We start from the raw sequence: 24,588 nt of genomic DNA, 5'->3' as shown, positions 1-24,588 counted from the left end.
GTTCACTTTGTTCTTTATTATCCGCATCTGCTACATGCACTCATTCCCGAGACAGAGGATGCCTTTACCAGCCTTACAGACCTTTTCAAACCACTACATGATTCCAGATTATGATACCTGTTTCCCTGTTCTGTGACATATACTACTCCCGCCGGATTCTGCCCTCTGCTGCATGTTTCGCATGCAGAATAATGTTCCCCATACTGATTGCTTGCAGACCGGACAGAACTTCCCGGAATCTGTTTCAATGACACATTCAGATAACTGCAGCCGGGATTTTTATGATAGACACTTCCGGAAGCAGTCACATATACCATCTGTTCTATCTCTCCCTGTTCGCCTCCATTGTCAGGAAATTCTGTTCCTGTCCATGCATGAACTTTCACATGGTTATAGACCACCACTCCCGGCAGTGGTACCAGCCCTCCAAAAGATTTATATGTGTAAACATCCGGAATCGTAATATCCTCCACGCCGCTTTCTCCCGTAATATAAGCATACATTCCTGCCTGTTTCGCCCGGTTACATAAATCAGACAAATGCTCCGTCTGCAGCTTATATATATCCATAAAAGAGATCAGTGTAACCATTCCAAGAAAAAACAACGGAAAAACAAGTGCGGTTTCTACCGCCATACTTCCTTTTTTCAGAAAAGAGGTGCACAAAGATGCCTTTACAGAACGAACTTCTCTGGAGTTTTTCTGCAATTTTGCCATCTGAACCTCCCGGCTTTTCTTCGGGGATAAAAAAGCCAGGAAAATTTCTTTTAGAGAGCTTTTTCTCCTTTCATAGATTATCTTTTCTTTCATTCTGATTTCATCAATGCTTTTGTTTTCCTTCTGTAAAAACATCTTTTTGCACCTCTTTTCTTAAAATCCCCATTATTATGATGTCGTAACTGTTCAGTACCTTCACAGTTACGAGTCAAAATCCATTAAAAATCGCCTTCGGCGATGGGATTTTGACTTGTATGTCTCGGGATTTTGGCATGTTCATGCCAAAACACCTCGCGGGATAGTAGACTGCTGAATAGTTACATGATGTCAATAATAAAAAGAGAGTAATCTACACTATTGCTAAAGAAAATCAAACAACAATCCCAAACTCATTCTCTTATTCATAACAATACTGACGTATTATATGAAACTCTTTTCTCTTGTTCGCTTTTACATCTGCAAATGCCTCCAGTGCCACCACACAGGAATCCATATTAAAATGTGCTCTTCCTTTATTTCTTATTGTGTTCTCTATCATATCCATAGCCCTTATCACTTTCTTTTCCTTGGAAACAGACAATACCAGAACCTGAATATAGTCCTCATAGGACATCCCATGGTCATTATTTTTTCGCATAGAATCCAGTCCTTCCATCAGATTTCCCAGATTGGCCAGAGATATCTGCCAGTCTGCTGAAGTCTTCACAAGCGGAATCTTACCTCCTGCAAAAAGTTCTCTCACATCCAGTACGCTTTCTGCAAATGCCCAGCATAAAAGCAACGCTGTTTCTATCACTACAGCTGCCGGCGGAACCAGAAATCCTGCTGCAATCGCAGATGCAAGAGCCTGTGCCTCTGTTCTTTTTACATTATCAGCCATCAGGCAGGCAAAGTTTACTCCCTCTCTGATAAACAAAAGTTTCGATGCCACAGATTTCAGATTATCCATATCCTCATCTTTTCCTGCAAAGATATATTCCATCTGATATGCCAGACCTTCTTTGGACGAATCCATATAATTTCCCAGATGATTCATCAGATATTGTTGGAACAAAACCTGGGAAGTATAGCTATTATCTGCGATCACTCCATCCGGCATCTCCATTCCCTGTTGTAACTGTCTCCCGGAAACTAGCGTGTTTTTACTTATTGTACGTGTAGAGACTTCACATCCGGATGGCAGAACCAGTTCCAACACTCCCATCTTCATAACTCTTTTTATCACAGTAATCGGATTATTCACCGGATTCTGCTGTGCCGGCTGTGTTGTCTGTGTATCTCCACTTCCAAATTGCTGATCTGACGAAGCATTTTCCTGTTGCTGTTTCTTAGCCGCCTCTTCTGCGGCCTGCTGGCTTTTCTGAGATGCCTGATTCATTTCAGAATCATATCTGTCGATCGATCCTCCTGTCTCTGCCTGACTTGCTTTTAGATTCGCTTCTTCTGTTTTCTTTTCGCGATCAGACATTCTGTTAAGAAGGGCCTGTACTCCCTGACTTCCAAGAGTTTCCTGCATATACTGCACGATCTGCTGATAAAAAACTTCTCCGTTATTATCTGTCAGAAGCCGGTATCCGGTAAGCCCGCTATGCTCCAGACTAAGTTTCTGACTATTCTGCTTTAATACCGGTTTCATATAGGATTCCAGATTGTCACAGATTTTCGCAAGATTCAGCTGTCCGCCTCCCATAGAACCATCAAGTGCAAACAGATCATAGTCTTCAAGAAGCTTCTTATCATACTGTCCAAACACTGAATACAGTCCAATATCCATGCTGTTCAGAATCTGCGTTCTGGCAGATGCCATCCGCACAGATTCAATACTTGTACATACCAGAGATAAAAGCAGACTAAGTATCAGTGCCAGAAATACTGTAATGCTTCCTCTCATTTCTTTATGATTTCTCATGCAGGAAGTACACCTCCTTCTCTTTCTCAATACATTATTGCACAACTAACTATAAGTTCCTGTGCCTGCACAGTTGAACTCCCAAACAATGTATTGGTTAAATAGAATTACTCTGTTTGGCGATCTTTGAAAGAATGCTCTGCACCAGTTCGGTCAGCTGCTCTTTGAAAATGATGACAAGTCCGATCAGGACTACCAGAATTAAAATGATCTCTACAACACCTACAGCGTCCTCTTCCTCCACGAATCTTCGTATTAATTCGTTTTGATTTTTTATTTTCCATATCAATCGTCCCATCTTTTCCTCCGTATGTCTCATATCTTCTTTCCTTTATCATGTTCCATAAAATGACAGAAAGGCCGGAATCATAACGATTGCCATCACGACCATCAGCATCATGATCATCGGTACCAGAAGCTTTGTTGCGGCAGCTTCTCCGAGAACACGTGCCTTTCTCTTGCGTTCTTCCCAGGCCTCCATAGACTCTCTTTCGAGCATATCAGCCATCTGTCTGCTGCCCTTCTGAAGATTTTGGATGAGAAGTGTGGCAAAAGTTTTATATTTCGCCTGTCCACATCTTTCTCCGAATCTTCTGTACGCCTCACTCTCAGAAACTCCGCTTTCCATTTCATAACAAACGATTCGTATCTCATCATACGCCGGTCTTGGCTTTGATTTTTTCTTTCTGCTATAATCCAGCGAAATTTTCTGAAATGCCTTCCTTACAGTCATTCCCGCCTGAACCAGAAGTGTAAATTTCATGATCAGCCCGGGATAATCCATCAGAAGTTCTTCATACCTTTTTTGAAGCTGAACCTGTTCTTCCCTTCCCTTCATTACAAGAATTGCCATCGCCGCAACAAGAAACAAACCTGTCAGGAGCATTCCTGAAGTATCCGCAGGGCTTTCCCACTGTATCTTTTTTCCATCCAGCTTATCCGGAAGGTAATAATAATCCGGATCGTTTTGCTGTTCATTATATCGTGTCACTGCCTCCGCCAGATCTTTCTGCGCCTGCTCTTCTCTGGTCAGTTTCTTATCCTGTTTCGGTTCTTCCTGTTCTTCCAGTTCTTTTTCCGGTACCTGTATGTACATGGAGACCGGCTCTTCTCCATCCACGGATACCATAAATTCCTTCTCATATGATCCTGTATCCTCCTTTTCCAGACGGTATCCCTGAGGATACACTTGTCTGCCATTTCCCGCGGTAAGGATCATTCCAAGTAAATTCCCGGATATTGCCACCACCATGAATAGCCTGATTCCTTCTTTTCCCCCAATCCCGGAAGATGGAATCCACCCTTTTTCCCACCCGGCCAGTGCACACAAAAGTATGATAAAAATGACAATATGTACCCACATTTGTACTGTCACACCTCAATATCTACGATCTTTCTGCCAAGCCAGTATGCCGTAGCATAAATAGCAAGACAGATACTCATTGCTGCAATTCCAAAGGGATTTCCATAAAGAACACTTAAGAAGCCCGGCGAGGTCAACTGTAAATACATAATGATACCCGCAGGCATAAGACTCATGATCATTTGCTCCGATTTCTTGGCAGCCAGAGTTGCTTCGATTTCTTTTTTTACATCGATCTTATCTCCCAGCATGCGCGCTACTTTCTGAATCACACGATTCATATCACCACCTGTACGCTTGGCTGTATAAAACACTGATGCAAAATTCTCGATATCTTCCACCTGGCTTCTTGACCCCAGATCCAGAAACAATTCCTCTAAAGGAACACTGATATGCTGCTGACTTTCAATGTAGCGAAATTCTTCTACAATATCAGTTCCTTTTCCGTATAACCGCTCCAGATCCCTGACACAGGTCTTTATTGCGCTTTCCACGGAATATCCTGCCTGAACCGCAACACTCAGAGAGGTTAGCGCATCCTTAAACTGGTAATTCAGCTTCTTTCTTCTTTCCCTGATCATACGGTTCTGCTGCCATTTCAGATAAAATACTAACGCCGGAAGCATAAGAAGCAGTACCCAGGCACTTCTGTAAAAAAGATAATCTGCCACAGCACAAAGTCCCGCTGCCTGTCCTGTATATTTCATAAATTCCTTCACCGTAAAATGATAATGACCATAGTCCCGTTTCAGATAACGCTGTTCTTTTTCTTTCCCTTTCATAGTTCAATCCCCGCTCTTTCCAGTTTTTCCACATTGAGGAGGGAAGCAGTCTTTACCAGTCCTTTTCCCTCCTTCCATTGATACAATGGCCGAATCTGGATTTCTCCATTTTCGAAACCACACACTTCGGTTACCTCTAATAGCTTTCTTGATTTATCTCTCATTCGTCCCAGATGTACCAGAATATCCACACCGGATGCAATCTGTCTCCTGATAGCCTCCAATGGAAGGTCAACACCCATAAGAACCATTGTTTCCAGACGGGATAGCATGTCTCTGGCAGAGTTGGCGTGGGCAGTTGACAGCGACCCTTCATGCCCTGTATTCAATGCCTGAAGCATATCCATTGCCTCTCCGCCTCTGACTTCTCCCACTATGATCCTGTCAGGGCGCATTCGAAGTGCTGATTTGATCAGATCCCTGATCGTAACTGACACTGCACCCTCCATGTTGGCCATCTTTGCTTCCAGACGTACCAGATTGTCTATTCCCCTGATGCGAAGCTCTGCATTATCTTCAATCGTGATCAGTCTTTCATCTTTGGGAATATATTCTGACATAGCTGCAAGAAATGTAGTTTTACCGCTTCCGGTTCCACCGCCTATGACCATGGAATACCTCGCTTTTACAAGTTTCTGCAGAAAATCTGCGCATTCTTTGGTAATGCTTCCCAGCGCAATCAACTTTTCCATTGTAATGGGGTGTTCGGGGAAACGCCGTATCGTAAGGATCGGACCGTTTAACGCTACCGGGTAGATTACTGCATTGACTCTGGAACCATTCTCCAGTCTGGCATCCACAATTGGCATAGATTCATTGATCACGCGGTTACATTTACCTACGATCTGCTGAATCACATCTTCCAGCTTTTCAGCAGACGTAAAGCTTTTATGCCATCTGATCAGTCTGCCGTCCCGCTCCACAAAAATCGTGTCAGGTCCATTTACCATAATTTCAGTAACTGTCTCATCATCCACCAGTTCCTGCAAAACATCCAGTTTACGCACAGAATAAAAAAGTTCCTGACGAAGCTGCACTTTTTCTTTCAGTGCAAGACGGACATCCTTCATCTGATTCAGGATCAGTTCATCAATTACATCAAGAATCTCTTTATCTGATAACTCTCTCGACAGATCCAGTTCCTCCATTAACATCTGGCGCAAAGTTCTAAATACATCTTTATTCATCCTTTTTCCTTTCTCAGAAGGTTTCTCACATAATCTCCCAGTTCACTCCACATCAACTGTTCAATATATCCTGACGGCGGACCGGTCATCATATGAAAAGGAGGAGTGATCTTCTCTGTCTTTTCCAGTATCTGAGGATAATCCCAGATTCGGACCAGATTTTCAAACTGGGCGATCTTACACTGTGAAACCGTATCAGACAACACCGGCATATAAATCTTCTTACACATATCCAGAAGCTGGAAATTCTCGTCAATCCCACATCCTATATCCAGCACGATCATCTCATATGAACTATCAAGCATGATCATCTGCAAAAGCCTTTCCCAGTCCTGCCAGGCTGTTGTGTGAATGTCTGCCGGCATTTGCACAGGCGGTATATAATCCAGATTGTTTATAGTCTGTATCATACTATTCATCTTATAGAGAAGATTCTGGTTATCCTGCCGCACATAATAAAGAAGATCACTTAAATTATGCGCAAATCCCTTTCCCATCAGTTCTTCAAACCCGGAATATTCCTCCAGATTCAGATAAAGGACTGCCCTGTCTTTGGCAAGTATCTGTCCAAGTGTCAATGCAAAAGAAGTTTTCAGGCAACGCCCCAACGGAGAAAAAACTCCAATAAGCTCTGTCGTCTTTTTTAAGACAGCAAGCTGATCAGATACTGTCTTTTTTTCAGCACCATAACATGCCATCACTTCCCGAAGTACATCCGAAGAAGACTGGTACTTATACACGCTCGGATACTGGTCAAGTTCCGGAGGATGTACCCCTTCCGATAAAATAATGACCTTTCCAATATCCATTTCCCGGACTTCGCGGCACATTGCGCGCCCGGAAATCAGCAGCAACTCTATATGTGTATGTTTCCCATAGGCAATCAGCTTCTCCACAGTTGTAAATGCCTGTATTTCAAATGGAATATTCTTTTTCTGATTTAAATAGTCCATAAAATTCAGCGCATAATCCACTTCCAGATCACATACTGCAAAAATATTTCTTTTCAATAGATACCTCCTGCATATAACAGCACGCTTACAAAAACAGGAATCGTAAAGTGGAAATTCTCCGGTGCAGAAATATCTTTACTCCGATAAGGAGTGATCTTTCCCGTACTCACTGTATTCTCTGCATATTTTATAAAATAAAGAATCCGTTCACAGAAATTGTGATTGAAGATCAGAAGCACAACAGCAATACATGCGCCTGCCAGAAAAGAAAAAAGAATACATTTCCAGATAGCCCCAAGGCCCATTACTCCTCCCAGTGCACAAAACAACTTAATGTCTCCCGCACCCATCATTCCGAAAATGAACAGAACGATAAGAAACAAAGGCATTATACTTCCCACAACGAAATAGCTTATTCCTGCAATTCCTTTTCGCCAGATACATCCGGTCAGCCCCAGAATCAGAGAGAACAAGATCCATCCATTATCGACTTTCGCAACGCGAATGTCCATAATCATGGCTACTGCGGCAACTACTACAGGAAAAAGGTGAAAAAATCCATATCGTATCACCTCCCATCTTAGATTTTTCTCATAACTGCTTATTCTTTCGTTTTTTATAAAAATTAAAAGTGGAATTTACCGCCGAACTGGCGGGATTGAATTACCAGAAGAACTCTGGTGAATATTATTATAGGACCGGACAATCGATTTGTCCAGTCCTATTTTTTGTCGAATTTCTAAAATAATTATAAAATGATTACTTAGTATACAACTTCTATTTTGCATCCTTCCGGTGCCAGGATGATACCGTCTTCTGTGTCTTTTACTACACTTCCGCCCGCAACAGAAGAAACCTCATGAATATTTCTGAGAAGATATGTTATTCCCGGATTCTCTCTGGAAGCTTCCAGTGTAAGTTTATTTCCTTCTTTTACAGCATTTACTGTAAATGCATCTTCGCCCTTACGTGTCACAACTTTGCAGGAGCCTTTACCATTCAGCTCATAAACCTGAATCTGTACATCTTTCTCCAGTTCATAATCTGCGGTTGTATCCACTGCGCCGATCGGAAGCAGTGTATTCTCTCTTACAAATACCGGTAATGAGAAGAAGTCATAATCTTCTGCATACCATCTGCCGCCTTCTTTCACTTCGCCGCTTAACAGATGAGTCCATTTTCCATTTGGAAGATAATATTCTACATGACCTTCTTTGTTAAAGATCGGTGCAACCAGAATGCTGTCACCCAGCATATACTGCATATCCAGATATTTTGTCGCAGGATCATCATTAAATTCCATGATCATCGCTCTCATGGACGGAATACCTGTCTTATGTGATTTCACAGCCATGGAATACAGATATGGCATTAATCTTAATTTCAGTTTTGTAAATTTACGGCACACATCTACCGCTTCATCATCAAACAGCCACGGTACACGATAGCTCTTGGATCCGTGGAGACGGCTGTGTGTGGAAAGAAGGCCAAACTGCAGCCAACGTTTGTATACATCCGGCGCTGCTGTCATTTCAAATCCACCCATATCGTGGCTCCAGAAGGAGAATCCGGATAAGGTAAATGACAGACCACCTCTTAAGCTCTCAGCCATGGAAGCATATGTTGCAGAGCAGTCACCTCCCCAGTGAACCGGGAACTGCTGTCCGCCTGCTGTCGCACTTCTTGCGAAAAGGATTGCTTCTCCTTCTCCCTTTACTTCCTTCAGAAGACCAAATACTGCCTTGTTGTAGAGGTATGTATAATAGTTATGCATGGAAACCGGATCGGAACCATCATAATATTTCACATCAATCGGAATTCTCTCACCAAAGTCTGTCTTGAAGCAGTCAACACCGGCATCAAGCAATGTTTTCAACTTATCTGTATACCATTTTGTTGCAGCCGGATTTGTAAAATCAACCAGTCCCATTCCAGGCTGCCAGTTATCAATCTGTTTTACTCCTCTTCCATCTGCACGCTGTACCAGGTACCCTTTCTCCATTCCTTCTTTGAAAAATGCAGTTCCCTGTGCAATATAAGGATTGATCCATACGCAGATCTTCAGGCCTTTATCTTTATAACGTTTCAGCATTCCCGGTACATCAGGGAAAATTCTCTCATCCCATTCAAAATCGCACCAGTGAAGTTCTTTCATCCAGAAGCAGTCAAAATGGAATACATTTAACGGAATATCTCTGTCAGCCATTCCCTGGATAAAGGAGTTTGTCGTGTTTTCATCATAATTAGTTGTAAAGGATGTGGAAAGCCATAATCCAAAGGACCATGCCGGTGGCAGTGCCGGTTTTCCGGTAAGGTCTGTATAAGTCTCAAGCACACCTTTGATATCATCACCGTAGATTACATGATAGCGGATTTCTTCACCTTTTACAGAAAATCCTACGTTTTCTACTTTCTCACTTGCAACTTCAAAAGAAACATTGTCGCTGTGATCTACAAATACACCGTAATGTTTGCTAGTTACATAAAATGGAATATTCTTATAGGAAATCTGAGATGCAGTACCACCGTCTTCATTCCATACATCTACTACCTGTCCATTCTTTACAAATGCTGTAAATCTTTCTCCAAGTCCGTATACACATTCTCCCGGATCAAGAGAAAGTTCTGCTACCATATATGGCTGATACTGTGCTGCCATATAGTTTGGTTCCGGGAATTTGGTCAGTGTTGCTCTGTCATACTGCATATATCCCAGATTACGGAATGCGATACCGGTAAGAACCTTTCCATCTGCCTCATAAGTGATCTTAAAATCTTTCAGATCTACTCTTACTGTCATTCTGCCCGCTTTCATAACAGCTTCAGCATCTGTGATCTCTACTTCTGTCTCCTGCGGATCCTCATTCAGTTCATATCTTGGCTCACCCTTAATATATCCCTGATAATGATAGCTTCTGACACTGATAATATCCTTACGCACAGAAGTAAACTCTGTAGTAATCGTTCCTACGTCAAGAGCGCCGCCTCTGTCGTTGATTTCTCTAAACGGAGAAACAATTCTCATTCCTCCCGGAATTTCTTCTGCTGTAAAAGCCTGCATTGCATAAGATGCATTGGCACGTTCATTCTTCTCCCAGTAACCTTCTGTGAATTTCATTCCTGATCCTCCTCGTTTTAATCTCATAAATCACGCATTGACAAATTGATACACTAACTTTTTATTGACAATTCTCTTTCAAACTGTTGCTTTTTGATATTTTCAATATAATCGATGTTATGTGCATTGTCAACATTTTATTTTGTATTTTTGTCATTTTTATTGTAGGTTTTCTTCATAACCTAAGCTAAATAAAAAAACTGCCCTTTTCTCATGATATCCAAAAGGCAGTTTCTGTTCACTCCGTTCTCAGTAACACGCTTCGCGATGCACAGAATTTATGCTATTCGCAATCCGCTTCCACTACGTGACTCTACACAGAATATTTTCTTTTCACTCTATTGTCAGTTCTTCTATGTTATTCTATCTCTTTTTTACACTTTCTCTCTCTATCAGCTGCACCTTTGTTTTATAAATATAAGGCATACATGATTCCCCCTGGATCAGTCTCATCAGAATCTCCACCGCCATATTTGCCTTTTCCTCTACGTCAATTTTCATGGTCGTAATCGTCGGATATACAATAGTCGCAAACACATCATCATCTATTCCTGCTACAGAAATATCTTCCGGCACTTTTACATCATTTCTGTGAAGAAAAGAAATCATCTCCGCTGCATTTTTATCTGTGGAAAAGAGCAGCGTTGTATCTGTTCCTGCATATTTCAGCAATTCCCCATATACCATCTGTCTTCCTTCTGTTTCTGTCGGAAGTAACTTCATCTCCAGCTCACAGCTTTTCCTGTCTGCTGTTTTCTTTGCTCCCTGATATCTACGATAGTCAGCTCCATGAACGGCATTTGCCAGATATATGATTTTTTTTGTCCCATTGGAAATCAGATATTCACTCATCTCGGCTCCGGCTTTTTCATCTTCGGAAGTCACAAGATAAAACTTCTCTTCCTCTTTCGGAATTTCTCCCATATCTATGGAAACCATAGGCTTATCCGAAAGCCCCGAGATTTTTTTACAGTATGCAAAAGGCATAGAAATCGAAATAATCCCGTCTACGTTCCATCCAAGTGTCATTTTCTCGATTTCTTCTACATTCTTATCCGAAAAAATCATGATATAATATCCCTTTTTCCGCAAAAGCTCCTCCAGCTTACCAATAATCCGTCCGTAAAAAGGACTTTCATATGCAGAACCTCTGGCAAATGCAGGCGTATTGATCAAAATGCTGATAATTTTAGAGCTTTTATTAGTAAGCGCATTTAATCCCAGCCTGGGAATATAGTTGTTTTCTGCAAGCAGTTTTTCCACTTTTTCTATTGTATTTGCAGAAACACGTGCCGTCTTTTTGTGCAGCACATTAGATACTGTTGTTGTGCTCACCCCTGCCATTTCCGCAATTTCTTTAATCGTAACCATTTTTGTCCGTCCCCTTACTTCTTTCGATAATATGCTACATGAACAACAAGTAATGTCAAGTACCTCACAAGCCAGTGTGCCGTTTCATAAATACCTATATCAATTACGTGGTATAGTTATTTGGAAAGCGTTATGCCAGTAGCATATAAACAATACTCAGTATACTACATATATCTCCAAAATAGCCACATATATCTTGCATAAACCAGAAAGTTTGTGGTAATATTCTCAAAAAATAAATGTTTTACCCGTATATTATCAGCCATTGACTGACATAATTTTCATACAACAGGAGGTAGTAATATGTGCACAGCAGCAACTTACAAAACAAAAGATTTCTATTTCGGCAGAACTCTCGATTACGAATTTTCCTACGGTGACGAAATCACCATCACACCAAGAAACTATCCATTCCATTTCCGCCATTCAGACAAAGTTCTGGACAACCACTATGCCATCATTGGCATGGCTCACGTTGCCGATGATTATCCCCTTTATTATGATGCTATTAACGAAAAAGGACTCGGAATGGCAGGCCTGAACTTCGTCGGAAACGCTGTTTACGCAGAACCCGTATCCGGAAAAGAAAACGTTGCCCAGTTTGAATTTATCCCATGGATTCTCAGCCAGTGTGCCACATTAGAAGAAGCACGCCAGAAACTCTCCGCCATGAACCTCACCAACACCCAGTTCAGCAAAAACTTCCCTTGTGCCCAGCTCCACTGGATCCTTGCAGATGTTTCCGGCTGTATCGTAATCGAATCCATGAAAGACGGCCTTCATATTTACGATAACCCGGTAGGCGTACTGACAAACAACCCGCCATTCCCACAGCAGATGTTCCAGCTAAACAACTACCAGGGACTATCCCCACGCCAGCCACAAAACACCTTTGCCCCAGGCCTGAACCTCCAGTCCTACAGCCGCGGCATGGGTGCCCTCGGCTTGCCGGGAGACCTCTCCTCCGCCTCCCGCTTCGCCAAAGTAGCCTTCACCAAAATGAACTCCAAATCCGGTGAAACCGAGTCAGAAAGCGTCAGCCAGTTCTTCCACATCCTCGGCTCCGTAGACCAGCAGAGAGGCTGCTGCGAAGTAACAGAAGGAAAATACGAAATCACCCTGTACACCTCCTGCTGCAACGCCACCAAAGGAATCTACTACTACACAACCTACGAAAACCACCAGATTTCCGCCGTAAACATGCATCATGAAAATCTCGACACTACTACATTAGTCCGCTATCCAGTTCTTACAGAACAAAATATAAATTTTCAAAACTAACTTATCCCAAAAACGGCTGCCCAGATACCTCCAAGTACCCGGCAGCCGTTTTTCTCATTTTCATTCCCAGCTCTCCTCATAAATCTCCCCATACCCAAAACACCGTAAATCCATCCCACAATCCCCCAACTACCCACTACCGAAAAAAAGCCACCGCAATCCGCGGTGACTTTTTTAACCCAACCTGGCAAATCCGCCAAGTTAGTTTATTCCCACATAAAAAACCTCGCGCTCCTAAAAGAAGCGCAAGGGGTGTCCAGAGGGGACGCTGCTCAAGCGTCCCCTTTGGGAACTTCCCTTTGGGGTTTTCCTTACATTTACCAAAATGTAACCCTATATCTCTTTATGACTCGTAACTCGAAGTCGTGCCATAGCTCTCGACAGCGCCAGCTGATTCATATGATACTCCTGAATACTCTGCTTCTGTCTCAACTGCTCCTCTGCTCTTTCCTTCGCTTCCTGTGCTCTGCGGATATCGATCTCCTCCGGACTCTCTGCTGTCAGGCAGAACAGTTTCGCACGGTTATTGATCATCTCTACAAACCCACTGCTCACAGCCAGAACATGCTTTGTACCATCTGCTTCCTCGAAACGCATTTCCCCAGGAATGATAGCCGCAACGATATTCTCATGCTGTGCCAGAAAAGCCTGCTCGCCGTCAACAGCCGGAATGGTCAGAGTCCTGGCACGTCCTGCAAATGCCAACTTATTACTGGCATAAATCTCAAGACCAAATGTGTCTGCCATATGAAGTCTCCTTATTCAATCCTTGTTTCACTTTTCAACTATCACTTTAGCATTCCTTTTGAACGCTCTGACTTAAACATGATGAAAACCTGAAACTTTACGCCTGACCCATCTCAGCTTTAGCTTTCTCGATAACATCCTCAATTGTACCAACATTGAAGAAAGCATTTTCCGGATACTGATCCATCTCACCATCAACGATTGCCTTGAATCCACGGATGGTTTCTTTCAGAGGAACATATTTACCCTTGATACCTGTGAAGTTCTCAGCTACATGGAATGGCTGGGAAAGGAACTTCTGGATCTTTCTTGCACGGAATACAGTGCTCTTATCTTCTTCAGAAAGCTCTTCCATACCAAGAATAGCGATGATGTCCTGAAGTTCTTTATACTTCTGAAGGATTTCCTGTACTTTACGTGCTACTTCATAATGTTCTTCACCAACAACATCCGGCTCAAGGATACGGGAAGTAGATTCCAGCGGATCAACAGCCGGATAAATACCCTGCTCTACGATCTTTCTGGAAAGAACGGTTGTTGCATCCAGATGAGCGAATGTAGTTGCAGGAGCCGGGTCAGTCAGGTCATCTGCTGGTACATAGACAGCCTGTACAGATGTTACAGAACCATCCTTAGTAGAAGCGATACGTTCCTGAAGTTCACCCATCTCAGTAGCCAGTGTAGGCTGATAACCTACGGCTGAAGGCATACGTCCAAGAAGGGCGGAAACCTCGGAACCGGCCTGTACAAAACGGAAAATATTATCAATGAAAAGAAGCACATCTCTGTGTTCTTCATCTCTGAAGTATTCGGCCATTGTCAGTCCGGTTTCAGCAACACGCATACGGGATCCCGGCGGCTCGTTCATCTGTCCGAACACTAAGGCTGTTTTTTCAAGAACGCCGGACTCCTTCATTTCTGACCATAAATCGTTACCTTCACGGGAACGCTCTCCAACACCTGTGAAAATGGAATATCCGCCATGCTCTGTAGCAATGTTCTGGATCAGCTCCTGGATCAGGACTGTCTTACCAACACCGGCACCACCGAACAGACCGATCTTACCACCTTTTGCATATGGTGCAAGAAGGTCGATAACCTTAATACCTGTTTCCAGGATTTCTACAGCCGGTTTCTGATGTTCGAAATCCGGCGGATCTCTGTGGATGACCCATTTCTGTTCTCCCTCAAGGGAAGGACCATCATCTACTGTATCACCAAGTACGTTAAATAAACGTCCCAGTGTCTTATCACCTACAGGAACCTTAATGCCGCTTCCTGTGGCGATGACTTCTCTGTCTCGCTGTAAGCCTTCGCTTGCGCTCAGCATAATGCAGCGTACCATATTGTTTCCCAGATGATGGGAAACTTCCATTACACATCTTTTACCGTTGTTCTCTACCTCAAGGGCATCCTTGATCTCAGGAAGATTTCCATCTTCAAAAACAACGTCTACAACAGGTCCCATAACCTGTACAATTTTACCTTTGTTCATCGTCGTCACTTCCTTTTTTGTGCTTTTGCACCGCTGACAATCTCAGTGATTTCCTGTGTGATGGCAGCCTGACGCGCACGGTTATACTCAATGGATAACTCCCTGAGCATCTTCTTTGCACTGTCCGTAGAGGACTGCATTGCCATCATTCTGGCATTATTTTCACTGGCATACGCTTCTACAAGACATCCATAGATCAGGCCGGTCAGGTAATTGGGGATCATGGTATTCAGAAGTACATCGGCTGATGGTGACAGCACAATTTCCTCCTGCGGCATGTCCGCAAGCATTGCCTGATTTGGCAGGAACTCTGCTTTCTTCAATGGAAGAAGCTGCATATTCACCGGCTCCATTGCAACTGCACTCTGCATCTCCGTATAGAAAATACGTACTTCGTCCAGTTCTCTGTCCAGGAACGCTCTGACAATCTCCTCTGAGATCAGACGCGCTCTGTGCATGGTCGGTTTCTGTACTGTATATGGAAAGTTCTCTGCGATATCCATATGTTTCTTCGTGAAATACTGACGGCCTACCATACCCAGCACATAAAGCTTGCAGTGCTCATGCTCTGCCATAAACTGTTCTGTTATTTTCTGGATATTATGGTTATAGGCACCTGCCATACCTTTATCACCGGTAACTACGATACAACCGATCTTACGGTCTTCCTCTGCGATTTTATGACGGATACTGAAAAAAGGATGCTCTGTATCCGGCATATGACGCAGGATTCGGGAAATTGCCGCCTGCATATTATAGTAATACGGTTCTGTATCGGACAGGATTCTTTTGGCCTTCTGCATCTTGGATGAAGAAATCATATACATGGCATTGGTGATCTTCATGGTGTCCTGAATGCTTTTCATTCGAGTCTGAATCTCTTTCGTACTGCCCATATCAACACCTACCTGCTCTTATCTGCAAATTCTTCTGCCACTTTCACGATCTTTTCTGCCAGTTCATCCGGAAGCTGTCTCTTCTCCTCGATCTCTCTTCCGATTTCCGGATAAGCACTGTCAAAGTAGTCCAGCATATCTCTCTGATACTTCTTCATCTTCTTAGTTTCCACGTGCATCATTGCCTTGTGTGTTGCCGCACAAAGAGTGATGACCTGTTCATGAAGACTTAACGGGCTTGAAAGCGGCTGTTTCAGAAGTTCCATAAGTCCGCTTCCGTATTTCAGCTGCTGAGTTGTAGCCTCGTCCAGATCAGAACTGAACTGTGTAAAGATTTCCATCTCACGATACTGAGCCAGATCGATACGGACACTTCCTGCTGCTTTCTTCATGGCTTTTGCCTGTGCAGCACCACCAACTCGGGATACGGAAAGACCTACGTTAACCGCCGGACGCATACCGGAGTTAAACAGGTCACTCTCCAGGAAGATCTGACCATCTGTGATGGAAATAACGTTTGTAGGAATATATGCGGAAAGGTCACCTGCCTGTGTCTCAATGATAGGAAGTGCAGTGATAGAACCACCGCCGGCCTTTTCATTCAGACGGCTGGAACGCTCCAGTAATCTGGAATGGAGATAGAATACATCTCCAGGATAAGCCTCACGTCCCGGTGAACGTTCCAGAAGCAATGACAGTGCACGATATGCAACTGCATGCTTGGATAAATCATCATAAACCATTAATACATCTTTTCCCTTGTACATGAAGTACTCAGCAAGTGCAGTACCTGCATAAGGAACAATGTACTGAAGTGGTGCACAGTCACTGGCTGTGGAGGAGAATACTGTTGTATAGTCCATAGCATCATGTTTCTCCAGAGTAGATACAATTTTAGCTACTGTGGAAGCTTTCTGTCCGATTGCAACATAGATACAGATTACATCTTTACCTTTCTGGTTAAGAATGGTATCCAGTGCAACGGAAGTCTTACCTGTCTGTCTGTCACCGATGATCAGCTCACGCTGGCCACGGCCGATCGGGAACATGGAGTCAATGGAAAGAATACCTGTTTCCAGCGGAACTGTTACAGATTTTCTCTCAATGATCCCAGGTGCCGGATTCTCTACTGGACGATACCCGTCTGCCTTGATCTCGCCTTTACCATCGATCGGTGCTCCCAGAGCATTTACAATCCTTCCGATAAAAGCGTCACCTACAGGCACACCTGCCTGTTTCTGGGTTCTTGCCACCTTTGTTCCTTCTTTGATTCCTGTATCTTTACCGAACAGGATACATCCGATGCTGTTTGCACGGATATCCTGAACCATACCTTTCAGACCATTCTCAAAGGTTACAACCTCACCGTACATGGCATGATCGATACCATATACCGTGGCGATACCATCTCCGACGGAGATGACTGTTCCTACTTCCTGGTCCTTGCTGATTTCGTCATAATTCTTTATTTCTTCTTTCAGAATCGAAATGATTTCATCTGGATTCACTGCAGCCAACTTTTATTCACCTCCGTGTCAATTTCTGTCTTAATTTCGTATAACGTCCGCGGAGACTCCAGTCATACTCTTTGTCTCCGGCAGAAAGAATGAAGCCACCGATCAAAGATTTGTCTTCTTTCAGAATAAGAATGACTTCCTTTGCTCCGAATTCCCTGCGAAGGAAATCCTCCATCTTCTCTTTCTGGGCTTCTTCCGGTTTTGTTACATATGTGAGGACAGCTTTCAGGATACCTTTCTGCTTACGGCTGTAATCACCGTACGCTTCCAGAATCTCCTCAATGCTGCTGATTTTCTGATATTTACAGGTTATCTTCAGGAAATTCTTCATCTCCTGTGGGAAAACCCTGTCAATTACATGTTCTTTTTCTTTTAAAGAAACCAGCGGATTCTCAAGGACACCCTTTAACTGCGGGGTACCCTCGAAAATCTTTTCTGTCTCCAAAACAGCTTCTTCCGGGACAGAAAGCTCATATAATGCTTTTGCATAATTAATGCTTGTTTCCGTCATTGGAATCACCTGCCTCTTTTATAAACTGGTCATAAAGGGACAAATCCTGCTGACTGCTGTTTTTCTCTCCCATGATCTTTGAGGCTGCATCCAGCGCAATCTCTGCCACTCTGCTTTCCATAGCTTTCATAGCATTTTCCTGCTCTGTCTTGATATCTGCCTTTGCTTTATTAAGCATTTCACCGACCTGTGTATTTGCATCTTTTACAATACGGTCAGCCTGTACTTTTGCCTCATCCTTCGCCTGGTTTACAATTCGCATGGATTCGTCTTTCGCAGATTTGAGTGCATCTTCATATTTGCCTTTCAGTTCGTATGCCTTCTCTTCAGTTTCTTTGGCACTTGCGAACTGCTGGTCGATCATGTTTTTTCTCTGTTCCATCACGTTAAGGATCGGACCAAACAGAAACTTCTTCATTAAAAGATAAAGAACAATCAGGTTAATAATTGTAAAGACCAGGTTGATGTTAATCTCGATCACCTGTCCCACCTGCCTTTCGTATGTATTCTTTATCCATTAATTAGCCAAGCATGATAACGATCAGAAGACCGATAACGAAACCGTAAATAGCTGTTGCCTCGGCAAGGGCGCATCCTAAAAGAAGTGCTTTACTGATCTTGCTTTCTGCTTCTGGCTGTCTTGCGATTGCTTCAACTGCTTTGGATGTTGCCATACCAATACCAATACCTGCTCCGATACCTGTCATAACTGCGATTGCTGCTCCAATTGCTACTAACATAACTTTTTCCTCCTGTTGTTTAACTGAAATAAACTAAATATTACAAATCTTTCTTCACAATATGCTATCCTGTCGATATTCCGATGAGATCATTTGATGCCTGTGCAACAGATGTCTGTACCAACGGTTGTTTATGACCGTTATGACCCACCGGATTATCCGGACAGCATTTAAGCGCTGTTCATAACTGCTGTCTTATCCCTTATGTCCCGCGTCTCAGGTCTTATATAGATGTCATATTCCTGTATGAACAGTAATCTTTTTTATTCAATAGCTTCCTTAATAAATAAAGAAGTTAAGAATACAAATACATACGCCTGAATGAATCCGTCAAAGAAATCAAAATACAGGCTGAATGGGATAGGAAGAATTGCCGGGCATATAAACTCAAGAAGTTTCATAACCACATAGCTTCCTAACACATTACCAAAAAGTCGCATACAAAGTGATGTCGGACGAATGGCGATCTCCAGAATATTGATCGGCAGCATGACCGGAGACGGTTCTGCGAAGCTTTTGAGAAAGCCTTTCAGACCTTTCTTATGAAATCCTGCATACTCGATCAGGAAAATACTGATAATGGCCAGTCCAATCGTACAGTTTAAATCCTTTGTAGGCGGTACAAATCCAAACACACCGAAAATGTTTGCAATTCCAATGTAAATGACAACTGTCATCAGATAGGGAATATACATTTTTCCCTCTTCTCCAAGGATATCCTCAAAGAAGTTATGAAGAAAACCTACTCCTGCTTCCAATAAAAGCTGTTTCTTACCAGGGTTTTCCACACTCAGGTTTCTTACGAGCACCAATGACAAAATTAAAAGCACTGCCATGATCACCCATGTCACTGCTACTGATTCTGCGATCGGTATTCCTCCAAACACAGGTATGGTAAAAACTGTCTTACATTGAAGTTCTTCCATTAACGTGCTTGCTAAATTACCCGTTTCTTTTCCCTCCTTTTCTATTTCGAATCCCTCTGATTTCTTTTCACTTCTTCCATTTTGAGGTCCGTCTTTGTTGTTTCTGTTCTTATCGGAAAGCCTGAAAAGTATCTTTTTATCCGGTAGAAATTTTATTTAATCCACATCCGCTAAGGATTGGGATTCATCCGGATAATCATATTTAAAATTTATAATTTGTTTATAAATTCTTTAAGAGATTCAAGATTTTGAGTTTATTATATTCGAATCTATTAAAAAGTCAACAATCATTTTGACCATTTCCGACAAAAATAGTTCTGTTTTTTGTACATTCTATCCAGTTATTTTTGATTAAAAATCTATTTTCACAGTTTTCCCAAGGCATTTTCACGAAAAAACGGCATTTTTCATTGACCGAACTGTAAGCTGATGATATTATTTTATATAGTTTTTATATAAATTTTATATTCCCAAACTTACCAATCTATATATTGGTAATACCATTTTAAGACATACTATACAGGAGAAAATTTTTATGCAGATCATTTGTCTCGGAGACAGCATCACGGACTGTAATCATTTATTCGAAGATTTCCCTCTGGGAAACGGATATGTACAGATGCTTTCTGAAATGTTTCAGAAACATACTATAAATATATCTGATACAATGCAATTCAAAAATTACGGCATTGATGGATTCACTGTAGCAAGAGTTCTGGAAAATATCAGACTGCAAAGAATTCCCCTGCACCGCTCTCCAATTATCACACTTTTGATTGGTGTCAATGATATCGGTCTGATGATGAACACTGACCGCACCGAGTTCCAGAAAAAGCAAATGATGCAGGACTTTGTTGCACATTATAAAGAATTACTAAAACTGCTTACCAGAGATGCCAGACAGGTGATTCTCATGGAACCATTTATCTTTCCTCACCCCGAAGAATATCAGACATGGATTCCTTACGTCCGAACCATGTCCACTCATATCCGACAGCTCTCCGAAAAGTTCAATCTGCCTTTTCTGCCATTACATGATTACTTTAATAATGAAGCAATTCAAAAGGGATTTGACCAGATTACTACTGATGGCATTCACCTTACTCGATATGGACACGAATTACTTGCTACTCTGTTGTATGAAGTAATAATAAAAGAGTTCCACTGACCATTTAACCAAATCAAGTAAGTCCCCTGCTTCAATTGCGAAGAGCAATAAGCAGTGGGTGGGGACTTGCTTGTATCAGAAGGGGTACAAGCCCCTTCTGATAAACTGCGAAGCAGTTATTTGGTTATGAGCAAGTAGCGAAAGCGGATTGCGAATATCCGATTGACTTTCGATGATCATATGACACTCTCTTCTATTCATAACAATTTCAAAACTGTTTTTTTCATCTACCTTTAATCCTTTTGAAATCATAGATCTTCATGCCAAACAACCTTGCACATTTTTTTCAAACTCTGTATAATTCAAAAAAGACACTTCAGTATATAAGTATCTTATCGAAAGGAGTCTTCCTTATTATATGGAAACTACAATTAAGCAAATCGAAGATATGTCCCTGAATGCCTGGCCTTCTCACAAGATGGAACTGTATGATGGCTGGATTCTGAGATTTTCCTATTTTTATACACACAGAACCAACAGCGTAGAGCAGTTTGGAAATTCCACTCTCACATGGAGAGAAAAAATCCCTTACTGCGAAAGCGTCTACAAACGCCTGGGAACTCCTGCTGTTTTTAAAATCAGCCCCCTTGTTTCCCCGGACTTTGATTATGTCCTGGAGAACCGCGGATATGCAATCCAACATACAACAAACGTCATGGCAATGAGTTTGAAAACAGCACATCTGGAGGCACCATATCCTGACGTGACTTTCTGCGATAACATTCCTTCCGAATGGATTGAAAGTCTGTTCCGTTTAAAGAATACCACAAATCCGATTCATCGAAAGGTCGTTCCATCCATGTATCAGGCCATCCTGAAAGAAACGATCTGCGCTTCCATCCGTATAGACGGACAGATTATTGCAACCGGACTTGGAATTCTGGATCGTGATTATATAGGTATCTACGCTATCCACGTCAAAGAAGAATATCGCAAGCATGGCTATGCACGCCAGATCTGCACCGGACTTCTGAAAGAGGGGATGAAAAAAGGTGCACAGAATGCTTACCTTCAGGTCGTTGAAGGAAATGATAATGCCCGGGCACTTTATAAATCACTCGGATTTCACCAGCTTTATACCTACTGGTTCCGCGTGCAGCCGGATGAAAATGGGAATTTCCCACCTGAGAAATAAATGAAAGTACAAAAATAAATCCGATGATATTCTCAAATCAAAGAAGCCCACTATAAAGCAGTTTCATTTATCTGCTCCACAGCGGGCTTCTTTATCTTCACTTTTTTCTTTTTCGGGGAATCGATTGATATGTAATTAACATAGTTCGCGCATGCTATGTTATCTTATCAGTCCATTATTCAAGTCTTATTCTGTTACCGTTTTTCTGATTTCAACAGATCCATCATTTTTTTCTGAATTCTGGCTCTCTGCCTTCACCTTATTTATACGGTTTTCTTCTTCAATACTGCCGGTGCCGCATTACCAACAACCATTGCTGTCAGCGGGCTGAAGTACAGCAGGCAGGTCAGTACACAGTAGATCGGAATCATAATTGCAAACTGTACCAGTCTTCCCGGCATGATCGCATAGAAGTTGTAACCAAGCATGATTACAAGACCAGCTGTTGTAAATACCAGAGAACTGAGAATTGCAGTCACCACGATAGATACACAGATACCAACTGTTTTTCCGGTTTTCTTTCTGTTTGCAAACAATGGTTTCGCAAGAGCAGGAAGAACACCCCAGAGGATTGCCGCAACTGTAATAAACGGGTTTACCGCATAACCTTTCATGAAGCATCCGATAATATCTGCACATAATCCACAGACACCACCTGCTACCGGGCCCAGCCACAGACCAGCAAGGATTGTACATACACTTCCCACAGAAATACGATACGCACCAAGATCAATGACCAGAACTCGTGTGAGTACCAGATGCATGGCGATCAGAAGAGCCATGAACACCAATGTTTTTACGTTCCAATATTGTTTTTTCTGCATAATAAAAACACCTCCATAATGTGTTTAAAAAAATAGAGTAGTTACATAAATAATAATCCCTCCACATTATGAGATGTCCTCACATGTAGCAACGGGTGCGGAAATTATATCGTAAGCAGCTCGCTTTTCTGCTTTTCGTTTCACGGCGACTCCCCAGCCTGTGAACACTTGACGCATAAAATCCTACTTCGCTATTATTTATTTATCGAAATTATAACACAATTCATAAAAATTACAATATATTTTCCGTTATTATTTTCACAAATTTGAATGCTGCTTTTTGTTCATTCTATACGAATAATCTGCTTTTTTACTTGAGAGTATTGCTGCAAACACTCATAAGTCTATGAATAAAACAGCCGCATATACTAATACTATAACATTATGCAGCAGTCCGGCATCTTCAGCAATGAGAAATTACATGAATACAGATATTCCGTCCCGGTCTGCTATAATCATGGAGGTAAAAAAATGTCAGAAATATGCAAAAATAACTGCCAAAATCCTTATAATATATGTTATGATAATTACTTGAATACCAACGCCTGTACGGAATGTACCGGCCTGATATGCACTCCTGCCAAAGACAATGACGAATGGGAAAGCTACCGGAAAATTTTTGATTTTATCCCTGAACCACCAGAAGACGGTATCCCTCTCTGTAAATAATTATTGCATACGGCAGGAATCATGTTCAAACGAATGATTTATCGGAGGTCCTGTCTATATTATGAAAAAACTGCTTGCTGCATGTGTCTGTGCCGGTCTTAGCTTCTCTATTGCCGGATGCAGCCCTGGAACTGTACTGGAACAATTTACATCTACCGGAGATACATCCGTCCGGGAACTCACTTCTTCATCTGATACCACAACTACAACCGAAGCCAAAGACCGCGTTTATATGGATGAGCTCTCCGGCACCTTGCAGGATTTTTCCGGAAGTCAGCTCATCCTGAATACAGACAGTGCCTCTTATGTATTTAATGTTTCTAATGCCACATTGGAATGTAAGGGCGGAATGATCACCGGTGACGAGATCAGTATTATTTATGAGGGGCAGCTCTCCGGTACAGATACCAGCAGCGTGCATGTTCTCAAAGTCGTAGATGAATATCACAAAAAAAACAAACTAAAGAAAAGAACTGCTCATGGACAGGTTATCTCCCTGACCTCCAATACAATTACCATAAAATCAAAAAAGGGTAAAACTGCTACCTACCCGATTACCGGAACTGAGCAATATTATCAAAACGGAATCAAGGTCGGAAACTGGGTTTACCTGACATTCAAAGGTAAATTTCCAGACACTTCCGATGACGCTTCCGCATCCCTGAATGCAAGTCATCTGAAAGTACTCAGTATCTCCGATCTGGAAAACTTGCAGATTCCTGATCCGACACCAACTCCGGCTCCAAATGTCACATTAACTCCTGAACAGATTGCCAATACCGAAAAACAATTTCTGGCAACTATACAGGGAGTAAATGCAAACATCCTCCAGATTCTTCCAGCCGGAAGTGATACTACCTTCAATCTTGATATGTCCGCAATACCAGCTTACTTCAAAGGCGGGATTGCACCTGGCTCTCACGTAAATGTTACCTATATCGGGGACTTGCAGACCAATCCTTTTGAAGCAGTCCGTATCATTGCCGTAACCGGTGAGGATCCTGATACCATTGACAATAAACATATTTCCTTTACCGCATCCGGTACGATCATTGGCAGCACCGCCAATACAATCACTTTACAGACGGACGATGGAGCTGTAGATACCTTCCGCATCGAAAATGCTGAAAACCTTACCGAGGGAGGCATGGAATACGGAGATTATGTCCGCATTACTTTCCATCCTTCCAGGTCAAAATCTTCCAATATTTATACTGCTGTCAAAGTACAAGATTCGTAAAAAATAAAACCGTAGCAAATACTCTCAGTTAAATTCTGAA

At 42.3% G+C, this 24,588-nt stretch carries 23 protein-coding genes and 1 riboswitch; of the genes, 4 read left to right on the top strand and 19 right to left on the bottom strand.

Features of this window, described 5'->3' with window-relative positions:
- Positions 1-17: 17 nt before the first annotated feature.
- From WKT11_RS13210 to WKT11_RS13165, 10 genes are all read right to left on the bottom strand, one after another.
- Positions 18-716 (bottom strand): TadE/TadG family type IV pilus assembly protein, encoded by a 699-nt coding sequence (locus WKT11_RS13210; RefSeq protein ID WP_243098442.1) that lies wholly within the window; start codon positions 714-716, stop codon positions 18-20.
- A gap of 397 nt (positions 717-1,113) precedes the next feature.
- Positions 1,114-2,625 (bottom strand): DUF5702 domain-containing protein, encoded by a 1,512-nt coding sequence (locus tag WKT11_RS13205; RefSeq protein ID WP_243098580.1) that lies wholly within the window; start codon positions 2,623-2,625, stop codon positions 1,114-1,116.
- A gap of 97 nt (positions 2,626-2,722) precedes the next feature.
- A complete protein-coding gene (locus WKT11_RS13200) occupies positions 2,723-2,923 on the bottom strand; it encodes a Flp1 family type IVb pilin (protein ID WP_117676697.1) in 201 nt (66 codons plus the stop codon).
- 36 nt (positions 2,924-2,959) lie between these two features.
- Positions 2,960-3,988 (bottom strand): type II secretion system F family protein, encoded by a 1,029-nt coding sequence (locus tag WKT11_RS13195; protein ID WP_181977708.1) that lies wholly within the window; start codon positions 3,986-3,988, stop codon positions 2,960-2,962.
- A gap of 8 nt (positions 3,989-3,996) precedes the next feature.
- On the bottom strand, positions 3,997-4,770 hold the full coding sequence (locus WKT11_RS13190; protein WP_182438325.1) for a type II secretion system F family protein: 774 nt from the start codon (positions 4,768-4,770) through the stop codon (positions 3,997-3,999).
- Complete coding sequence (locus WKT11_RS13185) at positions 4,767-5,957, bottom strand: CpaF family protein (protein ID WP_117845133.1); 1,191 nt, start codon at positions 5,955-5,957, stop codon at positions 4,767-4,769. The genes WKT11_RS13190 and WKT11_RS13185 overlap by 4 nt, the downstream gene beginning before the upstream one ends.
- Positions 5,954-6,967 carry a hypothetical protein gene (locus tag WKT11_RS13180; RefSeq protein WP_243009266.1) on the bottom strand — a complete coding sequence of 338 codons (1,014 nt, stop codon included), beginning with the start codon at positions 6,965-6,967 and terminating at the stop codon, positions 5,954-5,956. Before WKT11_RS13180 ends, WKT11_RS13185 begins: the two co-directional genes overlap by 4 nt.
- Positions 6,964-7,482 carry a prepilin peptidase gene (locus WKT11_RS13175; RefSeq protein WP_243118106.1) on the bottom strand — a complete coding sequence of 173 codons (519 nt, stop codon included), beginning with the start codon at positions 7,480-7,482 and terminating at the stop codon, positions 6,964-6,966. The genes WKT11_RS13180 and WKT11_RS13175 overlap by 4 nt, the downstream gene beginning before the upstream one ends.
- 191 nt (positions 7,483-7,673) lie before the next feature.
- Entirely contained in the window at positions 7,674-10,028 is a 2,355-nt protein-coding gene (gene yicI, locus WKT11_RS13170) for an alpha-xylosidase (RefSeq protein WP_340284874.1), read from the bottom strand.
- 363 nt (positions 10,029-10,391) lie between these two features.
- Complete coding sequence (locus tag WKT11_RS13165) at positions 10,392-11,399, bottom strand: LacI family DNA-binding transcriptional regulator (protein WP_118137136.1); 1,008 nt, start codon at positions 11,397-11,399, stop codon at positions 10,392-10,394.
- A 303-nt stretch (positions 11,400-11,702) separates the two neighbouring features.
- Here WKT11_RS13165 and bsh point away from each other — a divergent pair, with 303 nt between their 5' ends.
- Positions 11,703-12,680 (top strand): choloylglycine hydrolase, encoded by a 978-nt coding sequence (gene bsh, locus WKT11_RS13160; protein ID WP_118630293.1) that lies wholly within the window; start codon positions 11,703-11,705, stop codon positions 12,678-12,680.
- A 333-nt stretch (positions 12,681-13,013) separates the two neighbouring features.
- On the opposite strand, the gene atpC is transcribed toward bsh, so the two are convergent.
- From atpC to WKT11_RS13120, 8 genes are all read right to left on the bottom strand, one after another.
- On the bottom strand, positions 13,014-13,427 hold the full coding sequence (gene atpC, locus WKT11_RS13155) for an ATP synthase F1 subunit epsilon (protein ID WP_118247125.1): 414 nt from the start codon (positions 13,425-13,427) through the stop codon (positions 13,014-13,016).
- Between the two features lie 97 nt (positions 13,428-13,524).
- The gene (gene atpD / locus WKT11_RS13150; protein WP_118247124.1) at positions 13,525-14,922 is read right to left on the bottom strand and encodes a F0F1 ATP synthase subunit beta; all 1,398 of its coding nucleotides are present in this window, start codon (positions 14,920-14,922) and stop codon (positions 13,525-13,527) included.
- A 5-nt stretch (positions 14,923-14,927) separates the two neighbouring features.
- Complete coding sequence (gene atpG / locus WKT11_RS13145; protein ID WP_117676676.1) at positions 14,928-15,818, bottom strand: ATP synthase F1 subunit gamma; 891 nt, start codon at positions 15,816-15,818, stop codon at positions 14,928-14,930.
- A gap of 8 nt (positions 15,819-15,826) precedes the next feature.
- Positions 15,827-17,326, bottom strand: coding sequence for a F0F1 ATP synthase subunit alpha (atpA, locus tag WKT11_RS13140; RefSeq protein ID WP_445291947.1), 1,500 nt, complete (start codon positions 17,324-17,326; stop codon positions 15,827-15,829).
- 16 nt (positions 17,327-17,342) lie between these two features.
- Positions 17,343-17,846 carry an ATP synthase F1 subunit delta gene (gene atpH, locus WKT11_RS13135; protein WP_340284863.1) on the bottom strand — a complete coding sequence of 168 codons (504 nt, stop codon included), beginning with the start codon at positions 17,844-17,846 and terminating at the stop codon, positions 17,343-17,345.
- Positions 17,827-18,327 carry a F0F1 ATP synthase subunit B gene (gene atpF, locus WKT11_RS13130; RefSeq protein ID WP_242986820.1) on the bottom strand — a complete coding sequence of 167 codons (501 nt, stop codon included), beginning with the start codon at positions 18,325-18,327 and terminating at the stop codon, positions 17,827-17,829. The genes atpH and atpF overlap by 20 nt, the downstream gene beginning before the upstream one ends.
- 40 nt (positions 18,328-18,367) lie before the next feature.
- A complete protein-coding gene (gene atpE / locus WKT11_RS13125) occupies positions 18,368-18,586 on the bottom strand; it encodes an ATP synthase F0 subunit C (RefSeq protein WP_019160512.1) in 219 nt (72 codons plus the stop codon).
- Between the two features lie 263 nt (positions 18,587-18,849).
- Positions 18,850-19,512, bottom strand: coding sequence for a F0F1 ATP synthase subunit A (locus WKT11_RS13120; protein WP_117676680.1), 663 nt, complete (start codon positions 19,510-19,512; stop codon positions 18,850-18,852).
- Between the two features lie 535 nt (positions 19,513-20,047).
- Between WKT11_RS13120 and WKT11_RS13115 the strand changes: the two genes are divergently transcribed.
- Entirely contained in the window at positions 20,048-20,680 is a 633-nt protein-coding gene (locus WKT11_RS13115; protein WP_117676681.1) for an SGNH/GDSL hydrolase family protein, read from the top strand.
- Between the two features lie 358 nt (positions 20,681-21,038).
- Positions 21,039-21,815, top strand: a complete 777-nt coding sequence (locus WKT11_RS13110; protein ID WP_118630291.1) for a GNAT family N-acetyltransferase — start codon at positions 21,039-21,041, stop codon at positions 21,813-21,815.
- A 263-nt stretch (positions 21,816-22,078) separates the two neighbouring features.
- Here the strand turns inward: WKT11_RS13110 and WKT11_RS13105 are convergent, their stop codons facing one another.
- Entirely contained in the window at positions 22,079-22,639 is a 561-nt protein-coding gene (locus tag WKT11_RS13105) for a folate family ECF transporter S component (protein WP_117676683.1), read from the bottom strand.
- A gap of 87 nt (positions 22,640-22,726) precedes the next feature.
- Positions 22,727-22,832, bottom strand: a riboswitch (THF riboswitch).
- Positions 22,833-23,369: 537 nt separating this feature from the next.
- Here WKT11_RS13105 and WKT11_RS13100 point away from each other — a divergent pair.
- Positions 23,370-24,548, top strand: a complete 1,179-nt coding sequence (locus WKT11_RS13100) for a hypothetical protein (RefSeq protein WP_118410739.1) — start codon at positions 23,370-23,372, stop codon at positions 24,546-24,548.
- The last annotated feature ends 40 nt before the right edge of the window (positions 24,549-24,588 follow it).

The organism is Blautia sp. HCN-1074, assembly GCF_037890165.1.
GTDB lineage: Bacteria > Bacillota > Clostridia > Lachnospirales > Lachnospiraceae > Blautia_A.
The sequence above is the reverse complement of the archived record's forward strand: the minus strand, read 5'-3'. Positions and strand labels throughout refer to the sequence as shown.